Genomic DNA, 23,429 nt, shown 5'->3' with positions numbered 1-23,429 from the left:
ATGACGATGACACTAGGGCTTGGCATGAGGAAGCTTGCAACCATGGCCGCCATTGGCCTCTGTCTTGGCGCCGGCCTCAGCAGCGCGGTCAGCGCCGCTGATGAGCCGCAGGTGGTGCGCGCCGGAATGATGAAGAAAGTCGGCGGTGCCATGGGCCAGCTGGCCGCTATCGCCAAGGGCGAAAAGCCCTATGACGCAGCCGTGGTCAAGACCTCGCTGACCACGATGGAAGAGGTTGCCAAGGCCTTCCCGGAACAGTTCCCCAAGGGCTCCGAGACCGGCTTCAACACGGAAGCCAGCCCGAAGATCTGGGAAGACCCGGCCACCTTCAAGACCAAGGCCAAGGCGCTTGAAACCGCCGCCGCCACCCAGCTCGCCACCCTGCCCGCTGATCAGGCTGGCGTTGGTGCGGCGCTGAAAAGCATTGGCGGCACCTGTGGCGATTGCCACCAGACGTTCAGGCTGAAGAAATAATTGCATCCCATGTAGAGACTCGTCCGGGCCACCCGGGCGGGTTTGATATATAAAGAAATTGGGGATGAGCATGGCTGGAACGGCAAAATTCGGCATCGCGGCGGCACTCGTCGTGGGTGTAGCACTGGTCGGCACCTATGTGTTTGCCGTGGCACCGCACCGCCAGCCCGCCACCGTCTGGGCCGCGACCACGGCGCCCGACCTTACCAATGGCAAACGGATGTTTTTTGCTGGCGGCTGTTCCAGCTGCCATGCGGCACCCGGTGCAACCGGCGACGCGCGCCTGCTGCTGACTGGCGGCGTGGCGCTGAAAACCCAGTTCGGCACGTTTCATGTTCCCAATATTTCGCCAGACCCGAAAGCCGGGATCGGCCAATGGACGCTGGCCGAATTTGGCGATGCCGTCACCCGTGGCATCGGTCCTTCCGGCGAAAATCTTTATCCGGCCTTTCCCTATACATCCTATGCGCGGATGAAGCCGCAGGATGTGGCCGATCTCTATGGCTATCTGAAAACCTTGCCCGTCAGCGGCAATGTCGCGCCGCCGCATGAGCTTGGCTTTCCCTTCAATCAGCGTCTTGCGCTGACCGGCTGGAAGCTGCTGTTTCTAAACGATAAACCACGCGTCACCCTGGCCTCTGCGGATGGGCAAATCCAGCGCGGCCAATATCTGGTCGAAGGCCCCGGCCATTGTGGCGAATGTCATACGCCCCGCAACGTGATCGGCGGGCTGAAGGTGGATCAATGGCTGGCCGGCGGACCGAACCCGGAAGGCGAAGGCCGCATCCCCGATATCACCCCCGGCTCCGACAGCATGGGCAAATGGTCAAAAGACGAAATCGCCAGCTATCTGGAAACCGGCTTCACCCCCGATTTCGACAGTGTCGGCGGCTCGATGGTCGAGGTACAGAAAAATCTGGCCGAACTGCCCGCCGAAGACCGCGCAGCGATTGCCGCCTATCTCAAGGCCATTCCGGCGAAGTGAGATTCGTTTGGAAATGTGATTTCCGCTAAGCTGCACTATCTACGAGAACAGAGCCGGAAGAGGATAAGGCAACGCGAGGGACGGCATGTCATCGATGGCAAAATATCGAAGTGATTTTGTCTCAGTATCCGTCCACTTGCCCCCGCCTTCATGCACCCGGCACTTAAACAACGTCACCACATACTCGACTTGATGGCCATTCGGGTAGACGTACCGAAACTCACGTCCACCAAAAACGCCCAGAATGCCGGTTGAGGAGACGACGAGGCCAGTCTCTTCCTTTACCTCCCGGATGACGGCGTCCTGCGGCGTTTCGCCGGGTTCGATTGCGCCAGAAGGGAGGCTCCACCCCTCCCCTGATGCCTTCTCTTGCAAAAGCAACTTGCCGGTATGGTCATGAATGACGCCCGCAACAGAAGGGAGTAAAATTAAGCGGTTTCCGATCAAACCGCGAAGGTCCATAAGATATGATGTCATTGGGCACTCACTTTGATGGGGAACGTTCACTTAAAACACATTCCACACTGGCGAAAAAGGACGAGCCTCCAGGGTCCTAACTTAACTATCACCAGCATCAAAACTAGGAAAAACCGTATGATGAACAAAACGGGGCGCGATGTTTTATAGCCGCTCGCACATTTTGTGATCTCTGTTTAATTGCGTGTCGTTATCGGAAAACCGAGATACACTTTTACGCGGCGGCTTTAGCTTTAGTGCTGCGAAACCGGGTTTCTCGACCATTCCTGCAACGTTGTCCTGATCAGCACCAGCGCCGCATGGCGAGCCTGATCGCGCTCGGACGGATCGACAATACCGGCAAGCCGCGCCTCAAATGTCCTCACGGTTTCTCGCACCCAGCGATGCAGGGCGGGGTCGGAATGCCGATCCAGCAGGCTGCGGATGGCGCTTTCTATCCGCCGATTTTCCATGGCGAGTGTCTGGACCCTGGTTTGGTCCGTCTTTTTGAGCATTGCCGAAGTCATGCGATATCGTCACTTTCACCTTCTTCAAGAAGGTCTAATATAGAAGGCCGGGCTTGCCCCAGGCATGCCCTTTTCGGCCTATGAATGTCGGGTAACGGCTGTCAGGCCAGCGCCTGAATGTAGCGCATGCCGGTCACAGGCCGGGCGGAGAAATCCATCTGCTCGTAGAAGCGATGGGCGGCGAAATTGCCGGTGGCAGCGGACACCGAAAGGTAATCGCAACCGGACTGACGCGCCACGTCACGGGCGCGGGCAATCAGGTGATGGCCGATGCCATTGCCCCGCTGACCGTCACGCACATAGAGATGCAGCATTTCCATGCCGCGCTTGCCTTCATTGGCCCTGTAAAGCGGCATCAGGATGGCATAGCCGATCAACTGTTCACCACCATCGGCCACAAGTGCTGTGATCCACGGCATGGGGCCGAACAGGTCGCGCTTCAACGTTTGCGGGGTCATGTCCGAGGCATCGCCGTGATGGGCGGCCAAGGCCGCGATCATCTCGTTCAACTCCGGCAGATCGCCGGGCTGGGCATTGCGAATGCTGACCATCGTTGGTCTTGGCAGGGTAATGTCGCTATCTTCAGTCATGGCTGCTTCCCTCTTGAAATACCGCCGTCAGGGAAGCTCGTTCAAACAACAAGGCCGCCTGACGGCGGCCTGTTGACACAATGATCTGTCAGGCCGCCGGCTACCGGTAGGCCCAAAAATACGTGCAGGAGATGATTGTGCGCGTGTCGATCATGTTGCCATTAAAGCGCTTGCTTAGGGCAAATGTCAACCTTGGACCGTGTCTTCGTTCCGCAGCTGTAATGCCCGCGAGCCGGTAGCACCATCTCATGCCATTCTTTTGGCCTTCCAGACGCGCTTCTTTAGATTGCTTCATTCATTATTGCAATCTTAAATAGATTTCTTGTGTTTGTATCGACTTTGCCGCTAAGCCGCTGGAGACACCACCCTATCTCAGACATCGAAAAGCCAAATTTGAAGAAATGTCTGTCGTAAACAGCAAGCGGATCCAATCTCTATGACAGGCTTTCAGCAAGTCATCCTCTTCCTCATGGCATCCTTTGCTGTCTATCTCCTGGTGCAGCCCTTTGTTGACAGCTGGGGGCAGACGCTCTGCAAACGGGTCTGCCTGTTCAGGGGCAAGTGGGGTTTTTCCTTCTATCTCAATATGTCTACGACGAAAAAGGGCAAATTGATCTATACTCTCTCTGGTGAATTCGACGGCTATTTCTCCCGTCGGATCAAGCCACAGCATATGAAACTTCTGATCGAGAAGATCAAAATACTCCGCGACGACATCGAGACCGGATCCTATTACGTCAGCCGACCCTATCAAGCAAAAATTGGCGACAATAAAAGAGGAAAACTATATTTTGGACCCACATTCACGGTGTTCAAGCGGTACGGGTTCGTCAGCTACCTGAGCGAGAAAAACGAACAGAAATATTATAACGACCTATTCGATATCTTCATCTGCGACGCACCAAAGGGTCATTTCGCGGTTTTCAAACCACTGGGCGTTCCTGAAATTTCGCCGCTGATCCGGTTTACCCTGCTGGACATGAAGAAGACCTGCGAACAGGTTCTCGAGGCCTTCGAGAAGGATTTTGCCTAGTCCTCCTGAGTGACTGCCCCGACAACACCGATCACCGCCTCACCGCACCGCGCAAATCGCATAGCGATGCTGGGTTGCCCGCTCCAGACCTTTCAAAAATCCGAAATTGGCGCGTTGCGCCCGGTTGATGGCGCGCAGGTCCGTATCCACCGTTACGGAGGAAAATCCTGCCTCTTTCAGCAGGGCCACAACGGCGTCCGCCCTGGCGCCTTGGGAAAAATAGACCCGTGAGAGAATGCTCCTGTGGGTTTCCACCAGCGACGATGCCGGGCCATGATGGGCAAGCGATTTACCGAGGCCAAGGCGTGTTGCCAGCCTGGCCAGCAGGCCGGTAAGTTTGGCAAGCGGGCTCGGATTGACGAAATCGCCATCGACGATCAGCAGCTTGCCGCCGGGTTTCAGCACGCGGTGCCATTCCTTGAAAGCTGCGAGCGGATCGACCAGCGTCCAGACCAGATGGCGGTTGGTGATGGCGTCGTAGCTTGCCTCCGCCTCCATGGTGTTTTCGGCATCGCCGATCAGGAAGCGGATATTGCGGCCTCGGGATTTGGCCTTGGCGCGGGCGCGTTCCAGCATCGGTTCGGCCCAGTCCATGCCGGTCACTGAAAACCCGAGATCATCCAGCAGATGCGAGACGACACCGGTGCCCGACGCCAGATCCAGCACCTTGCGACCCTCGCCAGCGCCAACGTTGCCCACCCCCAGATGTTTACGGATCAGCGCATGCCAGGCGGCGCGCTCGTCTTCGGAAAAGATTTCGTGGCCGGGCTGGCTGTCAAAGGTTTCGGCGCGGGCCGACCAATAGGCCTTGATCTCGTCTTTCAGGTTGTAATTCTGTTGCATTGCCGTCTGCGTCATGCCCGCAAAAACCCCTCAAAATCTCTGGAATTCTTCTAAAAGATATTTCTTGACTGTTAAAGTCATAAAAACATAAATCCACGGCGAAACACTGTGTGGGTCACGAAAACAAGAACCAGGTGGGGACGCCATTCCGCTTTCGTGCTCACACAACAGAAAATTATATTTGGAGGCAAACGTGTTCAACGTTCATGGGGTGGCTTGCGCAGCCGCATTTTCGCTCACGCTGATGTCCGGCGTGGCAGTCGCCGGTGAGATGGTGAAGATCAAGGATATTACCGGCCGTGAGGTCGAGGTCAGCGTGCCCGTGGAGCGGGTAATCCTGGGCGAAGGCCGCCAGATCTATTTCACCGCCGCTCTGGACACGGAAACACCGTTCAAGCGCATCGTTGGCTGGCGCGACGATTTCCAGAAGGCCGATCTGGACGGCTACAATGCCTATCTCGAAAAATTCCCGGAGATGGCAAAAATCCCGACCTTTGGTGGCATGAAGGACGGCACGTTCGATATCGAACAGGCCGTGACGCTGAAGCCTGACGTGATCATCATGAATATCGACGCCAAATCGGCGACCGAGGAAAGCGGCTATATCGAAAAGCTTGCGAAGGTCGGCATCCCCTTGGTTTATGTCGACTTCCGCGAAAAGGCCATGGAAAACACCGATCCGTCGATGCGGCTGATCGGCAAGCTCTACGGCAAGGAAAAGCGCGCCGAGGAGTTCGTTGAGTTCCACGATACGCAGATCAAGCGCGTCACCGAGACCCTCACCAAAGCAAAAGACCTGAAAAAGCCGCTCGTGTTCATGGAACGGGCCGGTGGCTATAGCGACGATTGCTGCATGTCGTTCGGCAATGAGAATTTCGGCAAGATGGTCGAGCTGGCCGGGGGCGTCAACATGGCCGGAAAGATCATTCCCGGCACGTTCGGCACCGTCAATCCGGAGCAGATCATCGCCTCTAACCCCGATCAGGTGATCGTCACGGGCGCCAATTGGGAACTGTATGTTCCCGGCGGCAAATGGGTGGGCGTCGGCCCCGGTGCCGACAAGGCGCTGGCGACCAAGAAGCTGGCCGACCTGATGAAACGCCCCGCCTTTACCGATATCAAGGCGGTGAAGGATGGCAATGTCCACGCCATCTGGCACCAGTTCTACAACAATCCCTACCAGTTCGTCGCCGTGCAGCAGATTGCCAAATGGCTGCATCCCGAGCTGTTTAAAGATCTGGACCCGGAAGCGACTTTCAAGGAGCTGCATGAGCGCTTCCTGCCGGTTGCCTACCGTTCCGGCTATTTCGTCTCGCTGAATACGGGGCTCTGAGATTTTATAAAGGCATCCGGCGGCGTGGACTTGCCGCCGGACTTATATCAAGAGGTTTGTTGATGACTTTCAGGATTATCATGCGGGCGCTTGTCGCTCTTTTGCCGTTTATGGCCGCTCCCGCATTCGCCGCCGAGATCACCGATGTCGCTGGCCGCACCGTGACGCTAGACCTCCCAGCCAAACGGGTTCTGGTCGGCGAGGCCCGGCAGATCCACACCATCGCGGCGCTGGCCGGGGACAAGACCTTCGATACCATTGTCGGCTGGCGCGATGACATGGTGAAAAAGGACCCCGACAGCTACGCCGCTTATGTCGAGCGCTTCCCTGAGATCGCCAAGCTCCCCCAATTCGGCTATCTGCCGCAGGGCGGTTTCAGTCTGGAAGCAGCAATTGCGCTGCATCCTGATGTGATGACGCTTAATCTGGAAGTGTTGCAGGCAGCGCGGGAAAGCGGGTTGGAGGAAAAGGCGGCAGCGGCGGGCATTCAGGTCGTCTATGTCGATTTCCGTCTCGACCCCGACAAGAATACCGAGAAATCCATCGAAATCCTCGGCCAGATTTTTGGCGCAGAGGACAAGGCGAAAGAGCTGATCGCCTATCGCCGTCAGCAGATCGCAGTTGTCACCGACCGGCTGGCCGCTGTGAAGGACCTGAAACGCCCTGCTGTCTTCATGGAACGCGCGCCGGGCAATGATGCCGAAGGCGGCTGCTGCCGCACGTTCGGCCCGGCCAATTTCGGCCAGATGATCGAGATCGCCGGTGGGCATAATATTGCCTCCGACATCATCTCAACCACCTTTGGCGAAATCAGCATCGAACAGTTGATCGCCTCCGATCCGGCCCAGATCATCGTCACCGGCTCCAATTGGCTGGCGGAATCCAAGACCAACCGTTTCGTGCATGTCGGCCGCGGCGCCGATCCCGCAAAGGCCCGCGCCAAGCTGCAAACCTTGATCGAGCGCACCGGCTTCGACGGGCTTGCCGCCGTGCGCAACCGTCAGGTCCATGCCGCGTGGCACCAGTTCTACGGCGTGCCCTATGAATTTGTTCCCATCCAGCAATTTGCCAAGTGGTTTCACCCGGAGCTGTTTGCGGATCTTGACCCTGACCGCACCTTCCGGGAGTTTCACCAGAAATTCCTGCCGGTCGCCTATAAGCCGGGCTATTTCGTCTCAATGAACCCGTCGGATGACGAAAAAGGATCAAACTGATGACTGTTGCCATTGAGAGCGCCGCTGAGGTGCAGGGTGAAGGAAAGGGGCGCAGCCAGTACCGCGCGCTGACCGCCCGGCGCGTCACCATTCTCCTGTGCCTGCTGGCGGCTCTGGCCACAAGCGTTGCCGTTGATATGGCGCTTGGCCCGGCCCGCTACACACTATCGCAGGTGCTTTCGGCGATTTTCACCCCCGATAGCGTCTCCAACCAGATCCGGGTGGTGATCTGGGATATCCGCATGCCGATTGCGCTGATGGCGGTCACCGTCGGCGCCTGTCTGTCGCTGGCGGGTGCGCAGATGCAGACCATTCTCGCCAATCCGCTGGCAAGCCCGTTTACCCTCGGCATTTCGGCCGCAGCCGGTTTTGGCGCGGCTCTGGCACTGGTGGGCGGCGTCGCGGTGTTTCCCGCCGCCATTGAGTTCATGGTGCCGATCAATGCCTTCCTGATGGCCATGCTCGCCTCGCTGTTCATCTATGGCGTGTCCACCATGCGCGGTGTGACGGTGGAAACCATCGTGCTGCTCGGCATTGCGCTGGTTTTCACCTTCAACGCGCTGTTGTCGCTGCTCGAATATCTGGCCTCGGAACAGGCGCTGGCCGCCGTGGTGTTCTGGACCATGGGCAGCCTGACCAAGGCGACCTGGATGAAGGTTGGCGTGACGCTGGCCGTGCTGGTCATCTCCGTACCGCTGTTTGCGCGCCGCGCCTGGGCGCTGACGGCGCTGCGGCTTGGTGATGACAAGGCAGCCAGCCTTGGCGTCAATGTCCGCGCTCTGCGGCTGGAAACCATGATGCTGGTCAGCCTGCTGGCCGCCATTCCAGTGTCCTTTGTCGGCACCATCGGCTTTGTCGGTCTGGTCGGGCCACATATCGCCCGCATGCTGGTTGGTGAAGACCAGCGGTTCTTCCTGCCCGGCTCGGTCATCTGCGGGGCCTTGCTGCTGTCCGTCACCTCGGTCGTGTCGAAAATGCTGATCCCCGGCGCCATTCTCCCCATCGGGGTGATCACCGCACTGGTCGGCGTTCCGTTCTTCTTCTCACTGATTTTCACCAACAGGAGGCGCGCATGGTAAGCCTGAAGCTCGACCGCGTCGGCGCCCGCTATGGCCGCGCCCAGGTTTTTGAAGACATCAGCACCGATTGGCTGACCGGCGGTGAAATGACCGCGCTGATCGGCCCGAATGCGGCGGGCAAATCCACGCTGTTCAAGCGCATTGCCGGGCTGATTTCCGGCCCCGGCGTGGTTGCCGTGGAAGACGTGCGCGAGGGCCACCGCCCGATCTGTTACATGCCACAGGATACCGGCGCCAATGCGGTGCTGACCGTCTACGAAAGCGTGCTGCTGGCCGCCAAGCAAGGCGGCGGCTGGCGGGTGGCCGATGGCGAACTCAACGATATCGACCGGATTCTGGCCGCTCTGCGCATCTCCGATCTCGCCTTCCGCGATCTCGGTGCGCTCTCGGGCGGTCAGCGGCAATTGGTGGCGATTGCCCAGGCCTTGGTGCGCAAGCCGGAAGTGCTGCTGATGGATGAGCCGACCTCGGCGCTCGATCTCTTCCGGCAGATCGAAGTGCTGGAATTCATGCGCAAGATCGCCACCCGCGAAGGCATTGCCGTACTGATCGCGCTACACGACCTCAACCATGCGCTTCGCTATTGCAGCCGCACCCTTGTCATCGGCGGCGGCAAGCTGATCGCCTCAGGCCCAACCGAAGACGTCATCACCCCTACCCTGCTGCGCGACGTCTACCGCGTCGATGCACGCATTGAGGCATGCAGCCAGGGGCGGTTGCAGGTGATTGTTGATGGGGCGTTGGTGTGACAATTCAACGATCGCACGGAATTATACAGCAAATATAAAGCGCTACGGCTAATGAGGCCGTCACGCCTTCATTCGCTGGTGGTAAAACCGTGCTCGTGCTTTTATCCGACGTCTGTTATCGGTCTGTTTCGGTGACAGTATCGAGGTTGAGGCTTTGGCGGCCTTACCCAGGAGCGGAAATGCAGTTTTTCACCTCAGAATGGGCGACAGGCGATCAGGATGACGGTGATCCGGTGGCAGAATACACCCGGTTTCTAAGCACCCTGGACAAAGACAGCGCTGTTTACACATTCGCGACATCGGTCAGTTTGAATGACGCGATTATTGAACATGCCGTTTTCGAGCAGGCTTCGAAGAGCTTCAAGCTGGTTCTCCTGACCGGAGATCTTCAAATTGGCTATTGGCGGACGAAAATCCAATACACCGATGCGACACTCATAGGGAGGGAGATCCTGGCCGAGGCCCTGCATGAGCATCCCTCGGAAATATGGTATGATGAGTTCTTCTCCAACAGCGATCGGCTGTCGCATAGCCTTTTGCTGGTGCCGCGCAGTGTCCGTTTGTCGGATGGCCTCAGCCAGGAATTCAGCGTCCAGTTCACCTCATTCAGTTACACGCAACATGCGGTGGCGAACAGAGAGATCACCCCTCCAGTCACTGGGTTTGAAATTCGGTAAATCATTTGCACCGAAAGAGTGCTGCACTGGAGGTTCTCTGGGACACAAGTCAGGTTTAAAATAAGCCGATGATCGACCAAAGTTCCATCGACTCTTATTGACATTTTGCGCAAATTACGTATTTTACACACTGATTAAAGGAGACCGGTCATGGCAATTCAAGTTCCCGCCAGTGCTTTTTCCCGGCAATTTGGCAAAATCCGCGAGGAAGTCTACGACGTCGGCGTGATTGAAGTCACATCTCATGACCGTGTTGTGGGTGCTTACATTAGCCCTAGAGAACTTGAGCATTTCAGGAGATTGAAGAGCCAGGAAGTTCGGGTTTTGCACGCGAGCGAAATTGATGACGATCTCCTGGGCGAAATTGAAAACGCACAATATGGCGTGATTTCCAAGTGAATCTGCCGGATCCTGTTCCGGGTCTTGTGATCCGTTTTGGCTACACCTGGCATAAAGACCGCTTCAGGAAGGATAGGCCCTGCGCGATCGTGCTGACGTCTCAGGAGTCAGGCATGGTAACAGTGGTTCCAATCACCCATTCCTATCCAGAAGTCGGGGAAGAAGACCAATCCATTCTTATCCCAGAGGACATCTGTAAGGCTATCGGATTGGATCAGGAGGCTAATTACGTCCGCGTATCTGAAATCAATCAGTTCACGTGGCCCTCTGATCGGCTGGCTCCCTTGCCGCACGATCAAACCCGTTGCGACTATGGCATGGTTCCGGAGAGCTTCTTTGTTGAGATTCGCAAGAAACTCGCGGAAATCGTCAGAGCGAAGCGGATGAAAGCCCTCAAAGTCGATTGATCCATGATGGCTCGCATGACAGGATCGCAGAGCAGTTGCGTCATCCCCCAACCCCAAACAACCGCTCATCAATCGCCCTCAGCGCATGGTCCACATGCCCCTCCTGCACCAGATCGGCCTCGTCTCCAACCAGAGTGATCGAGGGCATACCGTCCAACCGTACTTGCAGGGATTGGGCAAGGCCCTCCTCTATGCCCTGCGCCAGCAGGTCATAATAGCGGGTGCCGGGGCCGGTGATGATGACGGGGAGCGTTTCGTGGAGGCTGAACACCCGTGACAGGCCTTGGCCCAACGCCAGCCCCGCCTGGCGGAAGGCATATTGGGCCATACGATTGCCCTGGCGGGCCGAGAGCGCGATCTTGTCCATCTCGGCAATCGGCACTAACTTGGCGGGAATGGTATCGGGCCGCACTTCAAACGCCATGCGCAGGATGCCGTAGAAGCCAGCGGAGGCCTCGATACAGCCGCTCGCGCCGCAACCGCACAATTTGCTGTCAGCGGTATTGAGCATATGGCCGAAATTCGGGGCGCTGACCGCCACCGTGCCATCCGGCACCGGCCTTGCAATGCCAAGCCCGATGCTGTGGCCGAGCGATAGCGCAATCAGGCCGCGAAACGTGCCATCTTGAGCGTCCATGCGGCGGCTAAGACCGTGGGCCACCAGCAATGTCTCGTTGCTGAGCAGAGCCATGGCCCCATCGAAATCACCAAGGCCCGCCTTGATGTCGAGCGGTTGCCGACCGAATACCGGTGTCCAGAGCAGTCTTGCGCCGCCCGCACCGACAATGCCTTTGGAACTAACGGAGAGAACGGCGACCTTTTCCGGCTCCAGTTTCGAGCGGCTGGCCAGACGGGCAAGGTTGCGGCCAAGTCCGTCGACAAAGCCCACCGCCGACACATCAAGCGGGCGCGGCTCCTCGAAACGGTCCATCAGCGTGCCGCGATAATCCGACAGGGTGTAATTCAGCCGGTCGGAGGAAATCCTGACCGACATCACATAGGCGAAATCCCGGCGGCGCGACAGTGCGACACGCGGCCTGCCCCGTGCGCCAGCGACCTGCTGCTCATGTCGCTCGATCACGCCGGCCTGTTCCAGCTCACTGGTAATGGCGGTGACCGTTGCCGAGGCAAGACCGGTCACGGCAGCGATTTGGGTATGGGACATGGCCTGCTCTATCCGCAAAGCGGCGAGAACCAGGGCTGAATTCTGGCGGCGGACCTGTTCGGTGCTGGATTTCATCAGCATCGATGCGCCGACCTATTCCTATCTTCTGTTATCTCTTCCTGAACCACATGCCCCTCCCAAAGCATCTGTTTCACTGCAACGCCCCTGTTCTTCTGGGTCATCCTGAACCAGCAAGGTCTGATTTCTCTATGACCCATTTCTCATTTCGGGAAAAGCACTCTTCCTTACCCCCTGGGTAAACTCACAGGTGTTGCAGTTCTCGACCCATCACCCGTTTATGGTCCCCACAGGCATATTGACAGGGTCTAATTCTTCTGCCAGTTATTTTCTCGACTGTCGAGAAAAACAATCGCCGGCTTGTAAGAGCCTGATGATTGGGGAACAGAGGCAGTTTTCTGGCAGCGTGGCGGCGGACGAGGAGGTCTGCCCGCGCTGCCTTCACCTGGGGAGGTTTACAATGAAATCCGTTTTGAAACTGATGGCAGTGGCTGCCGTCATGACGTCTGCCTATGCTCCTGTTCATGCCAAGGATCTGGTGGTTGGCGTGTCCTGGTCCAACTTCCAGGAAGAGCGCTGGAAGACTGATGAAGCCGCCATCAAGGAAGCGCTGAAGGCGCATGGCGCCAAGTATATTTCCGCCGACGCCCAGACATCCGCCGCCAAGCAGCTGACCGATATCGAAAGCCTGATTGCCCAGGGCGCCAATGCGCTGATCGTACTGGCGCAGGATTCAAGCGCCATCGGCCCGGCCATCGAAAAGGCTGCGGCTGAGGGCATTCCCGTCATCGGCTACGACCGCCTGATCGAGAACCCCAACACCTATTATATCACCTTCGACAACAAGGAAGTCGGCCGCTTGCAGGCCAAGGACGTGATGAAGGTCAAGCCCACAGGCAATTACGTGTTCATCAAGGGCGGCTCGACCGATCCGAACGCCGATTTCGTGTTTTCCGGCCAGATGGAAGTGCTGAAAGACGCCATGGCCAGCGGCAAGATCAAGAATGTTGGCGAAGCCTATACCGATGGCTGGAAGCCGGAAATTGCCCAGAAGAACATGGAGCAGTTTTTGACCGCCAACAACAACAAGGTCGATGCGGTCGTCTCTTCCAATGACGGCATGGCGGGCGGCGTTGTCGCAGCGCTGGAAGCACAGGGGCTTGCCGGTTCCGTGCCGGTTTCCGGTCAGGATGGCGACAAGGCAGCGCTGAACCGCGTGGCACTTGGCACCCAGACCGTCTCCGTCTGGAAAGACAGCCGCATGCTGGGCAAGAAAGCCGGTGATGTGGCCGTGGCGCTGGCCGGTGGCAAGAAGATGAGCGAAATCCCCGGCACCGCCAAGTTCAAAGGCGGCACCAAGGGCGTGGAAATGGAATCGCAATTCCTGATGCCGCAGGCCATCACCAAGGACAATCTCAACGTTGTTCTCGATGCCAAGTGGATCACCAAGAGCGAGTTGTGCCAGGGCGTGAAAGCCGGCGCGGTAGCAGTCTGCAAGTAAGGGCTGGTGGGGAGCCGCAGCAGCGGAAACATGCGCTGCTGTGTGTGGCTTACCCCCCTCTGCCCTGCCGGGCATCTCCCCCTCATGGGGGGAGATTGGATAGAGTTAAATGCTCCTCTCCCATCACCCGTCGCTGAACCCGAAACGCTGAAATGAACTGCTAGGGATAAACCGCGAGTCGATCTCTCCCCTTGAGGGGGAGATGTCCGGCAGGACAGAGGGGGGTAACCCCGCCGCCCCTCAAACGCATCCCATACGCGCCACCAAAGCTGGCACGAAAGCGGCCCCTTAGCGCAGATCTTTAAGATCATAGAGGAGTAACCGATCCATGGTGGATCACACACTTGGCGCAGCATCCAGCAGTGCGCGTCCGTCAACGGTCAGTCCCTGGCGGCGGTTTTTGAATGCCACCGAAATCGACACCCGGCTGATGGGCATGGTGGTCGCGCTGCTGCTCATCTGGTTCGGCTTCCATATCCTGTCGGATGGGTTGTTTCTGACGCCGCGCAACCTGTGGAACCTGTCGGTTCAGGCCGCGTCGGTCTCTGTCATGGCCACCGGGATGGTGCTGGTTATCGTTACCCGTAATATCGATCTATCGGTCGGATCAATCCTTGGCTTTGTCGGCATGATGATGGCGGTGACGCAGACCAAGTTTTTGCCGGTTCTGCTCGGCTACGATCATCCGCTGATGTGGGTGCTGGCGCTCTCGCTCGGCATTGTCATCGGCGCGGCAATCGGGGCGTTTCAGGGCGCGATCATCGCCTTTCTCAACGTGCCGTCCTTCATCGTCACGCTCGGTGGTCTGCTGGTCTGGCGCGGCTGCGCCTGGATGGTGACGAGCGGCGCGACGGTCGCGCCGATGGATACCCGTTTTCGCCTGATGGGCGGCGGCGCGGATGGCTCGATCGGGGCCACCGCCAGTTGGGTGGTCGGGGTCATCGCCTGCGTGTTCATCGTGTTGTCCATCCTGCATTCTCGCCGTCAGCGCAAGCGGTTCGGCTTTCCGCTAAAGCCCATCTGGGCCGAATCTTTCATGGGGCTGATCGGCTGTGGCGCGGTGCTCGGCTCCGTCAGCGTACTCAACAGCTATTACATGCCCGTCAACCTGGCCCGCAAATATGCCGAGGCCAACAATATCGCCTGGCCGGACAGCGGGCTGGATATTTCGCTGGGCATCGCCATTCCGGTGCTGATCGCGCTTGGCATTGCCATGGTCATGAATTTCATCACCAACCGCACCCGGTTTGGCCGCTATGTGTTTGCCATTGGCGGCAATCCGGAAGCTGCCGTGCTGGCGGGCATCAAGACCCGCTGGGTAACAGTGCGGATCTTCGCGCTGATGGGCGCACTTTGCGCCATTGCCGCAGCGATTTCCACCGCCCGTCTCAATGCCGCCACCAATGCGCAAGGCACGCTGGACGAGCTTTATACCATTGCCGCAGCCGTGATTGGCGGCACATCGCTGGCCGGTGGTGCCGGCACCATTGCCGGTGCGGTCCTGGGTGCCATCGTCATGCAATCGCTGAATTCGGGCATGGTGCTGCTGGGCATGGATACACCGCTGCAAAGCATCGTCATCGGCATGGTGCTGGTCGTCGCGGTCTGGCTGGATACGGTTTACCGCGCCCGCACCCGATAAAAAGCAGGAGAAACGTTATGACACAACAGAACACGCCTCTTGTGGAAATGAAGAATATCTCCATCTCCTTCGGCGGTATTCACGCCGTCGATAATGCCTCGGTGGATCTTCATGCAGGTGAGGTCGTCGCCCTGCTCGGCCATAACGGTGCGGGCAAATCGACGCTGATCAAGATCCTGTCGGGCGCCTATAAACGCGATACCGGCGAGATCCTGATCAATGGTCAACCTGTCGACATCAGCAATCCGCGTGATGCCAAGCGCCACGGCATCGAGACCATCTACCAGACACTGGCCGTCGCCGACAATGTCGATGCCGCCGCCAATCTTTATCTGGGACGCGAGTTGCGCACCCCCTGGGGGACGCTGGATGATGTGGCCATGGAGGCCAAGGCGCGTGAGGTGATGGGGCGGCTCAATCCGAATTTCCAGCGCTTCAAGGAGCCGGTGAAAGCGTTGTCAGGCGGCCAGCGGCAATCGGTGGCCATCGCCCGCGCCATCCTGTTCGATGCCCGCATCCTGATCATGGATGAGCCGACCGCAGCGCTCGGCCCCCAGGAAACCGCTCAGGTGGGGGAACTGATCCTGCAACTGAAAAAGGAAGGTATCGGCATTTTCCTGATCAGCCACGACATCCACGATGTCTTCGATCTCGCCGACCGGGTGTTTGTGATGAAGAACGGCAAGGTGGTCGGCCACGCCCGCACGCAGGATGTCACCAAGGATGAAGTGCTGGGCATGATCATCATGGGCAAGGTGCCGCCCGGTGCCGTGCCTGGCCCCGGCGCGATGCAGGTGGTTTGAGACCCAGGTTTACGAAGCCATGCCGGAGGCGGCAGCCGCCAGCAGCACCACGCCCAGAATGATCCGGTAGATCACGAAGGGCCAGGTGGAGAAACGCTCCAGAAAGCGCATCAGGCCCCAGATGGCGATGAGCGAGGAGATGCCGCCCGCCACCAGGCCGACCCCGAGCAGCGCCCAGCCATGGCTGTCCAGCGCCAGCTTGTGCAATTCCCAGACCTCCTTGAGACCGGCCAGAAGAATGGCCGGCAAGCCAAGCAGGAAGGAAAAGCGCGCTGCTTCCTCCCGCTTGAAGCCCAACGCCAAGGCCGCCGTCATCGTCGCGCCGGAGCGTGACACGCCGGGAATCAGCGCGCCGACCTGGGCGATGCCGACGAGAAGAATATCCAGCGGGCGAATACTGGGCAGGTCACGGCGATGTTTGGCTAGAAGCTCGGTGGCGGCCAGCAGCCCGCCCATGACCAGACAGGCCAGCCCCACGGCCCAGAGGCTGCGCAGCGGTGAACCGCAGCTGTTCAGCGTATGCGACAGCGCCAGCCCGGCGACGATAATCGGCAGCGTGGCGATCAAAATCCACAGCACCAGCTGGAAATCGAAATTCTCAAAGTCACGGCGTTTGACGGCGCTGATCGAACCGCTGGCCAGTCCGTAAATGTCGCGCCAGAAATAGCTGATGACGCCAACCAGCGCCGCCATCTGCATGGCAGCCGAAAAGGCGGCGCCCGGATCAGGCCAGCCCAGCAGCGCTGGCACCACCCGCATATGGGCCGAGGAGGAAACCGGCACCAGTTCCGTCACCCCCTGCACCACGCCTAGAAACGCGGTCTGGATAAAACTCAGATCGACAAAACCCGTTGCCGAACCCACCACGCATGCATCCGCCATCTTATACCCTTTGCCTAGCCGCTCATTGCTCGTTCATTGCTTGTTCTGGCATCAAACGCCAGGTGTTTTGAAACCGCGACCATGGCATAAGCAAGACAGTATATTGCCGGATCGTGACAGAATACCAAAAACAGTACAGCAAGTCCGCGATTTGCGCTGGCGCTAGTCTCTCAAGACGAGCGCACTCCTCCTCTTCTGTTTTTACAGGAAAATCAAAAGGTTGGCTGGGTTTTCTTGATATTATTCAACATTATTAATGTTTAAACCTATTTGCCATTAAACTGAGGATTAGCAACACCATAATGGTAACTCTGCAAGAAAGCGGGCCGTCCGGCTCTGGAGATTAAAAATGCGCATCTCTCTTGGCCAACTTCTCATATCCCTGTTCGCGGTCATTCTTCTGGTGGTAGTTGGCCAGGGCATTTATGCGGTGACGTCGCTGAACACCATATCGGATGGGACCAACAAGATCGTCGATAAGCGGGTTCCTTCCTTCATCCTTATGGGGCAGATCAATGCTGATCTGGGCGATATCCGCGTTGCGCAGAGCAATTATCGCAGCGCCACCACACCTGAACAGCGGGCTGTGTTTCTGGGATCGCTGAACAATGGCTATGAAGCACTCGCGAAGGCTAGAAAGCAGTATGAGCCGCTGATCGTCGACAAAGAAGACCAGGAGCTTTACGACACCTTCTCCAGGGACTGGGCCAAGGCCGAGCAATTGTGGCAGAAGGTCAAGACCTTAACGGACAGCGGCAATGCGGATGAGGCAAAACAGCTGTTTCTGGGAGAGTCCCTGGCGACCTATGCCAAGGCCGGTGACGATATCCAGGCCGCTGTTGACGATCTGGCCAACAACGTTAAAGACGAGGGCGCCTCCAACGCCGAGCAAATCTCCCTGGCCACGACCGTGACCTATATCGCTCTTGCCTTAGCGTTCAGCATCGGCATCGGTGCGGCACTGGTCAGCAGCCTGCGGGTCGTGCGCCCCTTGAAGCATATGACGGACAATATGCGGACCTTGTCTTCCGGCGATACCAGCGGCAGCGTGCCTTACATGAGCCGCAAGGACGAAATCGGCGCCATGGCCGCCGCGCTTCAGGTGTTCAAGGACGGCATTCTCCACAGCCGTGCCCTGGAAGCCGAAGCCGCCAGCAACCGCCAGAAGGCCGAAGCAGACAAGCTGCGCCTTCAGCAGGAGGCCGAAGCAGCGGCACAGAAGAAATTGCAGGAAGCCACCGCAGGTCTTGCATCTGGCCTGAAGCGCTGGCGGCAGGCGATCTCGGCTTTGAACTGAAAGAACCGTTTGCCCCGGAATTCGACGCTCTGCGCCTCGACCTGAATACCGCTGTCGCCCAATTGGGCAGCACGATTTCCACCGTTGCCACCTCTGCTAATGCTATCAGCGACGGCTCACGCGAAGTCAGCCAGAGTGCGGACGACCTTTCCAAGCGCACGGAACAGCAGGCCGCATCGCTGGAAGAGACAGCCGCCGCCCTCGACCAGATCACCGTCAATGTCAGCAATTCCTCTCGCCGGGTGGAAGAAGCGCGCGGCGTGGCCAAGGAAGCCAATAGCAGCGCGGTGCATTCCGGCCAGGTGGTTGGCGAAGCCATCAGCGCCATGCAGCGTATCGAGCACTCCTCTAACCAGATCTCCAACATCATCACCGTGATTGACGAGATTGCCTTCCAGACCAATCTTCTCGCCCTGAATGCCGGTGTCGAAGCCGCCCGTGCGGGCGAAGCGGGCCGTGGCTTTGCGGTGGTCGCCACAGAAGTGCGGGAACTGGCGCAACGCTCGGCCAAGGCCGCACGCGAAATCAAGGAACTGATCAACAAATCCACCCAGGAAGTGGAAAACGGCGTGCGTCAGGTGCAAGAAACCGGCGAGGTTCTGAAAGCCATCGAGCAGCACGTCACGACGATCAACGGCCTGATGGACGCCATCGCCACCTCCTCGCGTGAACAATCGGTCGGCCTGTCAGAGGTCAATACCGCCGTCAACCAGATGGACCAGGTCACCCAGCAGAACGCCGCCATGGTAGAAGAAACCAGCGCCGCCAGCGCCAACCTTGCGCAGGAAAGCGTGCGCTTGCAACAACTCGTCTCCCGCTTCATCGTTCCCGGCGGATCAAGAAGCGTCGACAACCGTTATGCGGCGTAAGCAGGCGTGAGGGGGCGAAGCTGGTTGGCGGGGCGCGGAGGGCTCCTGGCATTTCTCCCTCCCGTTTTGAAAAATGGGGGGAGAAGGTGCAGCAGGCGGATGAGGAGGCGAAGCTTGGGTGAAGAGTGCCGTGGGTTGGATCTATTTGGGGAATGAGGTTGCAAGCGCCATTATGGTTGCTATTCGCAAACAGTCGATACTCGCGCCCCTCTGCGGAGGTCAGCGCATCAGTCGCCGGTTGGCCTTGGCGTCAGTGTCCTCACGTTCCGCATGGTAGAGATACCTGCGCTCCATATCGCGATGCACCGCCGCCACACGCGGGTGGGTGTATTCCATCGCGTCCGCCCACAGCGCGTATTTCGTCGCAAGCTCACGTTCTTGATCGCCGCCATGGCCGCGCCAGGTCGCGCCACGCGAATTAAAGAGCGCCATTTGAAGGCCGCGACCGATATGCTCCGTCATTACCTTCTCAAGAGCATCGCGGACGGGGATACATGGCCAGACGCCGTCCTCGTCTACCGGCGCATGTGATAAAAGCTTACCGAGCATCTGGTCGCCCACGTGTTCACGCGCGATTGCGGCGCAACCGGTGCGGGCATTCTCGATCCAACGCACCAGATCAGCGCTGTCGATCGTCCTGTCATCCTTACTTCCGGGAATGAGAGCAATGACATCGAGCAGCTTGTAGGCGGCGTGTGCGCGGGTGGATTTTTGCTCGCTGTGATCCGACCGCAGCTCGGCTGGGTCTTCGTTACCGTCGCTTCGCTTGAACGAGAAGCCGACCGCCTGAACGAACAGTTCGGGGTTGCGCGCGATTTCCTTTTCGAGGTTTTCCGGGTTACCTTCCCCGTCGTCGAAAATGTCGATGAACGCGAATTCTAGGCCTGCCATCGCGTCGGTTTTCACGTCAGCGCTCCCACTCAGTCGACGGAATGCCTTGCGCAGATCATGCCGGTCGAGCTGATAGGTATTTGCCGGTTCGTCCGATCCGCGGGCAATGGCAGCGAGTAGATCAAATAGCACCAGCGGCGGCAGTTCATTCATCGAGAAGTGTGCGAACCGGAAGGCCGCGCGCGGGCGATTGGCTTTCAACAAATTCATTACGCCGACCAACAGGTCGTCCTCGTCGCGATTCCAGTTGGGAGGGACCTCGCGCCAATAAGCTGTGCGAATATCGTCATCAAACGAGTCTAAAACCGCCCATGTCGCCCGGTCGAACGGAGCGCTTGTCAGCAACGGCACCACCTTTTCGTCCGATACCCGATGCGCCGCCTTATCGAGAATATTACGTCCAGATCCTTGGGCCAGAATCCCCATGACCACCGCCCGCCGGGCACCGTCGAGATCGCCGCCCCCGATGAATTTCAGCACGGCTTCGATCAACGCAGCTTCATCGCTCATGGTAGCCGCGAACGCCCAGCCCAGATTATAACCGGCATCACCAGTCTCGGCCAACTTCATCACGGCAGCGACGCCGCCTGTCTGAAATACTTCCTGTGCAGCGTTTTCGCGCAGGCGAGTAATGCGCTCGTCGCGGGCGTGATAATCGAAAGCCTCATCCTGGATCTCGTCAGCCGACTCATCGACCCAAGACTTGCTAAACAGCCACGCATTCCGCTGCACAGGGTCTTTCGGTTCGAGCCGGTCGTACGCTGCCCTCGCGCGCGAATCTGTCTTAATCGCCTTGCGCCCGCCTTTTTGCAGGATTGCCCGCCTAGTCATGGTGGTCACGCGGATGCGCTCGCGCACCGCAGCCTTGTCCTCATCAGTGGCCGTCGCCGTCCACGCATCGATCAAGTCCCAGACTTTAAATTGGAGTTCCTCCGCGACACCACTCAGATTATCTACCAAGTCACATATCATGCCGCACGTCAGCGAAGGCCAGTTGATCGCCATGTCAAAGGCGAACAACGCGAAATCATTCGCTTCGCTTCCCGAAATGGGATCGCCAAGGCCATGACCGTCCGGGCGCCAGCGCGGCTTATGGCTATAACCGCCGAACCTCGAATGCGGCGCAAACTGGTCGAGACAGATCGGCCACGCCACCATGGGATACTCTACAGCCAGCTTCTTAAACGCAGCCTTTCGTGCCGCCAATGGCGCGCTCGTCTGCGGCATCCAGGCCCTGAACATCGCCGCGAGGCTATTGGAGGGCTTGTTAATTAGATTGTCGTGAAGTGGCCGTTCGGCAAGCTTGCCAAGCACCAACACCGTCCGCATGAACAGTTGCTGAGACCAACCCAGCCCTTCTAGCGCCCACAGCAAGCTGGTGCGGGGGGTGCTCCCGAACATCGCGTCACTATTGGGTCGGATCATCGCCATGGCGGCGGAGTCGTCTGTCTTCAAATCGGCTTCAATGATCGACAGGAAGGTCTCAGGGGCGGCCTCGGCGTACACCCCCACATTGTCGATCTGCGATTCCAGAAGATGCGGAGTCATTGGCATCAGCAGCGTCCGCACGAGGACGGACGCGCGCACCGCCGCGTCGAAGTCGATACGTGTTTTGAACAGGCTGTGACCGTAGACAGATAGCAGCACCAGCGTCTCGCCGAGGCCGTTGCGCAGTGCTCCCGAAATTTCGCGCTGCTTGCCGTAGATGTTCGCAGCCCAACGGTCCTTCTCAGCCAACTCAAGCCTTGGATCATCCTCGCTCAGAACGACCTCTGCGACAGCGAAGAACCGTTCCAGATCGACAGCCGTGATGGCGTCGCGGATTGCGAATAACAGGTCGATTTTCGAAACGACGCCGCGCAGCGAACCAACCGACCAGACCGGCGAACCGTCGAGCGGCAGCAACGCCAACAGGCGGCGTTCTAGCTCGGCGAACGGCACGTCTCCGGCCAGCAATTCCAGCATCGCCTGATCGGTCTTGTTGTCGGCCTTCCAAGTCCCCCCGAAAAAGAAAGGAATCAGGCTAGCTGCCAAGACAGCATCCGATGCCCAATCGGGGCGGTTAATTGCTGGCAGCTGGGAAAGGCGGCGTCGCAAGACGGTCGGCGACCGGCCGGATTCACGGTTGAGTTGATCAATGCGGTCGCGGTCCAGACCCATTGTCTGCAAGGCCGCTTCGAACGACTGCCAGTTCAGGGTTTCAAGTTCGATGTCGGGCTGTTCGGCCAGCGCGTTACGCGTGTAGATAACGAAGGATGGCATTGATGCGCTGAACGGTGCAAATTCCTTTTCGACCTCGCGCGATGCGATCACCGGGATGAAGTTTGAAACCTGCGACGCCAGCTTACTCAACGCACCAGGCTTGCGAAAGACAATCACGCGGTCACGGTAAACGCTGAATTCTTTGCTATCGAGCGCAAAAACGGAGCTGAGGAAACCGAGTGCTTCATCCTTGGAATCGGCGGTGACAACAAGAGGGCGATAGGGCGTTTCGGTCAGACCACGACGCACGGTGGCTTCCGCTGACCGCACAGCATCGGTGAACAGGGCAGGCGTCAGCTCAGGTTTACAATCCGCGCTCCAGACCTTCCACGCCTCGTCGAGCGAGAGCGCACCATCTGAGTCCTGCCCAGTTTCGTTGGCGAACCAAGTCTGGCCGGGGAGCGACTGTTCCAGCCATTGCTCAAGGTCGCTGGCATCGTAAGCGCGCACGTCCTTCCAGTGTTTCTTCGCCTTCTGCTCCTTGATCCACGCGGCCTTGCCGGACCAATCGCGAGGCGTGACAAACACGAACGTCATGTTTTTACGGACAGCGTCCACCGTTCCGCCAACGCTTTTTCCGTAGTCGTGATCCGCCTTCGTCTTGATGTTTTGGTTAACCCCGAACTCCCAACCAGAGTGGCCCGCTGGAATCCACGGCGTTGCCTGTTCCGAAATGATCTCACCGTCCCAGCCCGGTTGCTCGCTGTCATCGTTGCCGGGGAAATCAACCTTTGAGAGGTTGGAGGCGGTTGAGTTGACGAGGGTTCGCAAAAACACCGAGAGTCGATGCCGCGCGGCGATGCCCGACGAAGCCCATGCCTCAATGCGAGCCGCCTTGATTTGTAGAAATGGCGGCACGTAGGATTTGATGGCTGACGTCTCAGTTGAGCGCTTCGCGCGAGCAGCGCTCCATGCGCTCTGACGGTCGAGAAGGTCACGAGCGGATGCGCCGAACGCAGCCTCAAGCCTAGCCGCCATTTCGGGGGACAGATCGGCGTTGCCGTTCAAGAAATTGGAAAGTGCGGGGCGACCGATTTCGAGCTGCGCCGCTGCCTTCGTAACGCTCATCCCAGCGGGGATGACTTGCTCGCGCACGTAAATGCCGGGGTGTTGAATTTCATTGTTCACGTTAAAATCCTAACGGCACGATCCAAAAGTCGCAGTAGTGTAGCGCTACACAATACAGACGTCAACTTGGGTGAGAGATAATTGTACAAGAACCCCAGCAAACGGCGCGGATGGCGCTGTGATGGATTCGTTATGTCGAGCCTCGACGGACGACTGCTTTTCGGGTACGGTCAAGTAGCTCCAAATGACCGAACCGAGAGCACAA

22 protein-coding genes are annotated in these 23,429 nt (G+C 58.4%); 15 read left to right on the top strand and 7 right to left on the bottom strand.

What is annotated here, in order from left to right:
• Nucleotides 1-24 precede the first annotated feature (24 nt).
• A complete protein-coding gene (locus G6L01_RS03070; protein WP_070167759.1) occupies nucleotides 25-474 on the top strand; it encodes a c-type cytochrome in 450 nt (149 codons plus the stop codon).
• 70 nt (nucleotides 475-544) lie between these two features.
• A complete protein-coding gene (locus G6L01_RS03065) occupies nucleotides 545-1,459 on the top strand; it encodes a cytochrome c (RefSeq protein WP_070167903.1) in 915 nt (304 codons plus the stop codon).
• Nucleotides 1,460-1,498: 39 nt separating this feature from the next.
• On the opposite strand, the gene G6L01_RS03060 is transcribed toward G6L01_RS03065, so the two are convergent.
• From G6L01_RS03060 to G6L01_RS03050, 3 genes are all read right to left on the bottom strand, one after another.
• Nucleotides 1,499-1,936 carry an NUDIX domain-containing protein gene (locus G6L01_RS03060; protein WP_070150296.1) on the bottom strand — a complete coding sequence of 146 codons (438 nt, stop codon included), beginning with the start codon at nucleotides 1,934-1,936 and terminating at the stop codon, nucleotides 1,499-1,501.
• 233 nt (nucleotides 1,937-2,169) lie between these two features.
• On the bottom strand, nucleotides 2,170-2,442 hold the full coding sequence (locus G6L01_RS03055) for a hypothetical protein (protein WP_233741158.1): 273 nt from the start codon (nucleotides 2,440-2,442) through the stop codon (nucleotides 2,170-2,172).
• A 101-nt stretch (nucleotides 2,443-2,543) separates the two neighbouring features.
• The gene (locus G6L01_RS03050) at nucleotides 2,544-3,032 is read right to left on the bottom strand and encodes a GNAT family N-acetyltransferase (protein WP_070167758.1); all 489 of its coding nucleotides are present in this window, start codon (nucleotides 3,030-3,032) and stop codon (nucleotides 2,544-2,546) included.
• Nucleotides 3,033-3,468: 436 nt separating this feature from the next.
• Between G6L01_RS03050 and G6L01_RS03045 the strand changes: the two genes are divergently transcribed.
• The gene (locus tag G6L01_RS03045; RefSeq protein WP_070167757.1) at nucleotides 3,469-4,065 is read left to right on the top strand and encodes a hypothetical protein; all 597 of its coding nucleotides are present in this window, start codon (nucleotides 3,469-3,471) and stop codon (nucleotides 4,063-4,065) included.
• Between the two features lie 39 nt (nucleotides 4,066-4,104).
• Here the strand turns inward: G6L01_RS03045 and G6L01_RS03040 are convergent, their stop codons facing one another.
• Nucleotides 4,105-4,923, bottom strand: a complete 819-nt coding sequence (locus G6L01_RS03040) for a class I SAM-dependent methyltransferase (RefSeq protein WP_070167756.1) — start codon at nucleotides 4,921-4,923, stop codon at nucleotides 4,105-4,107.
• Nucleotides 4,924-5,152: 229 nt separating this feature from the next.
• Here G6L01_RS03040 and G6L01_RS03035 point away from each other — a divergent pair, with 229 nt between their 5' ends.
• From G6L01_RS03035 to G6L01_RS03005, 7 genes are all read left to right on the top strand, one after another.
• On the top strand, nucleotides 5,153-6,241 hold the full coding sequence (locus G6L01_RS03035; RefSeq protein WP_139190261.1) for an ABC transporter substrate-binding protein: 1,089 nt from the start codon (nucleotides 5,153-5,155) through the stop codon (nucleotides 6,239-6,241).
• Between the two features lie 62 nt (nucleotides 6,242-6,303).
• Nucleotides 6,304-7,455: an ABC transporter substrate-binding protein gene (locus G6L01_RS03030; RefSeq protein WP_070167754.1), complete on the top strand. Its 1,152-nt coding sequence runs from the start codon at nucleotides 6,304-6,306 to the stop codon at nucleotides 7,453-7,455.
• Entirely contained in the window at nucleotides 7,455-8,534 is a 1,080-nt protein-coding gene (locus tag G6L01_RS03025; RefSeq protein WP_070149987.1) for a FecCD family ABC transporter permease, read from the top strand. Before G6L01_RS03030 ends, G6L01_RS03025 begins: the two co-directional genes overlap by 1 nt.
• Nucleotides 8,528-9,283: an ABC transporter ATP-binding protein gene (locus tag G6L01_RS03020; RefSeq protein WP_070167753.1), complete on the top strand. Its 756-nt coding sequence runs from the start codon at nucleotides 8,528-8,530 to the stop codon at nucleotides 9,281-9,283. Before G6L01_RS03025 ends, G6L01_RS03020 begins: the two co-directional genes overlap by 7 nt.
• 179 nt (nucleotides 9,284-9,462) lie before the next feature.
• The gene (locus G6L01_RS03015; RefSeq protein ID WP_070167752.1) at nucleotides 9,463-9,960 is read left to right on the top strand and encodes a hypothetical protein; all 498 of its coding nucleotides are present in this window, start codon (nucleotides 9,463-9,465) and stop codon (nucleotides 9,958-9,960) included.
• A 150-nt stretch (nucleotides 9,961-10,110) separates the two neighbouring features.
• On the top strand, nucleotides 10,111-10,359 hold the full coding sequence (locus G6L01_RS03010; RefSeq protein ID WP_070167751.1) for a type II toxin-antitoxin system Phd/YefM family antitoxin: 249 nt from the start codon (nucleotides 10,111-10,113) through the stop codon (nucleotides 10,357-10,359).
• Nucleotides 10,360-10,472: 113 nt separating this feature from the next.
• Nucleotides 10,473-10,766 (top strand): hypothetical protein, encoded by a 294-nt coding sequence (locus G6L01_RS03005; RefSeq protein WP_234891928.1) that lies wholly within the window; start codon nucleotides 10,473-10,475, stop codon nucleotides 10,764-10,766.
• Nucleotides 10,767-10,806: 40 nt separating this feature from the next.
• Here G6L01_RS03005 and G6L01_RS03000 read toward each other — a convergent pair whose 3' ends face one another.
• A complete protein-coding gene (locus G6L01_RS03000; RefSeq protein ID WP_070167749.1) occupies nucleotides 10,807-12,012 on the bottom strand; it encodes an ROK family transcriptional regulator in 1,206 nt (401 codons plus the stop codon).
• Between the two features lie 397 nt (nucleotides 12,013-12,409).
• Between G6L01_RS03000 and xylF the strand changes: the two genes are divergently transcribed.
• The 3 genes from xylF (at nucleotide 12,410) to G6L01_RS02985 (ending at nucleotide 15,895) form a co-directional block, all read left to right on the top strand.
• Complete coding sequence (gene xylF, locus G6L01_RS02995; RefSeq protein ID WP_070167748.1) at nucleotides 12,410-13,450, top strand: D-xylose ABC transporter substrate-binding protein; 1,041 nt, start codon at nucleotides 12,410-12,412, stop codon at nucleotides 13,448-13,450.
• 328 nt (nucleotides 13,451-13,778) lie between these two features.
• Nucleotides 13,779-15,092, top strand: coding sequence for a sugar ABC transporter permease (locus G6L01_RS02990; RefSeq protein ID WP_070167747.1), 1,314 nt, complete (start codon nucleotides 13,779-13,781; stop codon nucleotides 15,090-15,092).
• Between the two features lie 17 nt (nucleotides 15,093-15,109).
• Nucleotides 15,110-15,895: an ATP-binding cassette domain-containing protein gene (locus G6L01_RS02985; RefSeq protein WP_070167746.1), complete on the top strand. Its 786-nt coding sequence runs from the start codon at nucleotides 15,110-15,112 to the stop codon at nucleotides 15,893-15,895.
• Between the two features lie 9 nt (nucleotides 15,896-15,904).
• On the opposite strand, the gene G6L01_RS02980 is transcribed toward G6L01_RS02985, so the two are convergent.
• Nucleotides 15,905-16,777 (bottom strand): undecaprenyl-diphosphate phosphatase, encoded by an 873-nt coding sequence (locus G6L01_RS02980; RefSeq protein WP_070149978.1) that lies wholly within the window; start codon nucleotides 16,775-16,777, stop codon nucleotides 15,905-15,907.
• Between the two features lie 349 nt (nucleotides 16,778-17,126).
• On the opposite strand from G6L01_RS02980, the gene G6L01_RS28105 reads away from it, so the two are divergent.
• Both G6L01_RS28105 and G6L01_RS28100 read left to right on the top strand, forming a co-directional pair.
• Entirely contained in the window at nucleotides 17,127-18,074 is a 948-nt protein-coding gene (locus tag G6L01_RS28105) for an MCP four helix bundle domain-containing protein (RefSeq protein ID WP_420360665.1), read from the top strand.
• A 62-nt stretch (nucleotides 18,075-18,136) separates the two neighbouring features.
• Entirely contained in the window at nucleotides 18,137-18,943 is an 807-nt protein-coding gene (locus tag G6L01_RS28100) for a methyl-accepting chemotaxis protein (protein WP_420360664.1), read from the top strand.
• A 219-nt stretch (nucleotides 18,944-19,162) separates the two neighbouring features.
• Here the strand turns inward: G6L01_RS28100 and G6L01_RS02970 are convergent, their stop codons facing one another.
• Nucleotides 19,163-23,224 (bottom strand): HigA family addiction module antitoxin, encoded by a 4,062-nt coding sequence (locus tag G6L01_RS02970; RefSeq protein ID WP_139190243.1) that lies wholly within the window; start codon nucleotides 23,222-23,224, stop codon nucleotides 19,163-19,165.
• Nucleotides 23,225-23,429: the final 205 nt, after the last annotated feature.

It is taken from the genome of Agrobacterium vitis (genome assembly GCF_013337045.2).
GTDB classification, from domain to species: Bacteria; Pseudomonadota; Alphaproteobacteria; order Rhizobiales; family Rhizobiaceae; genus Allorhizobium; species Allorhizobium vitis_B.
This window is presented reverse-complemented; position numbering and strand designations above follow the sequence as displayed.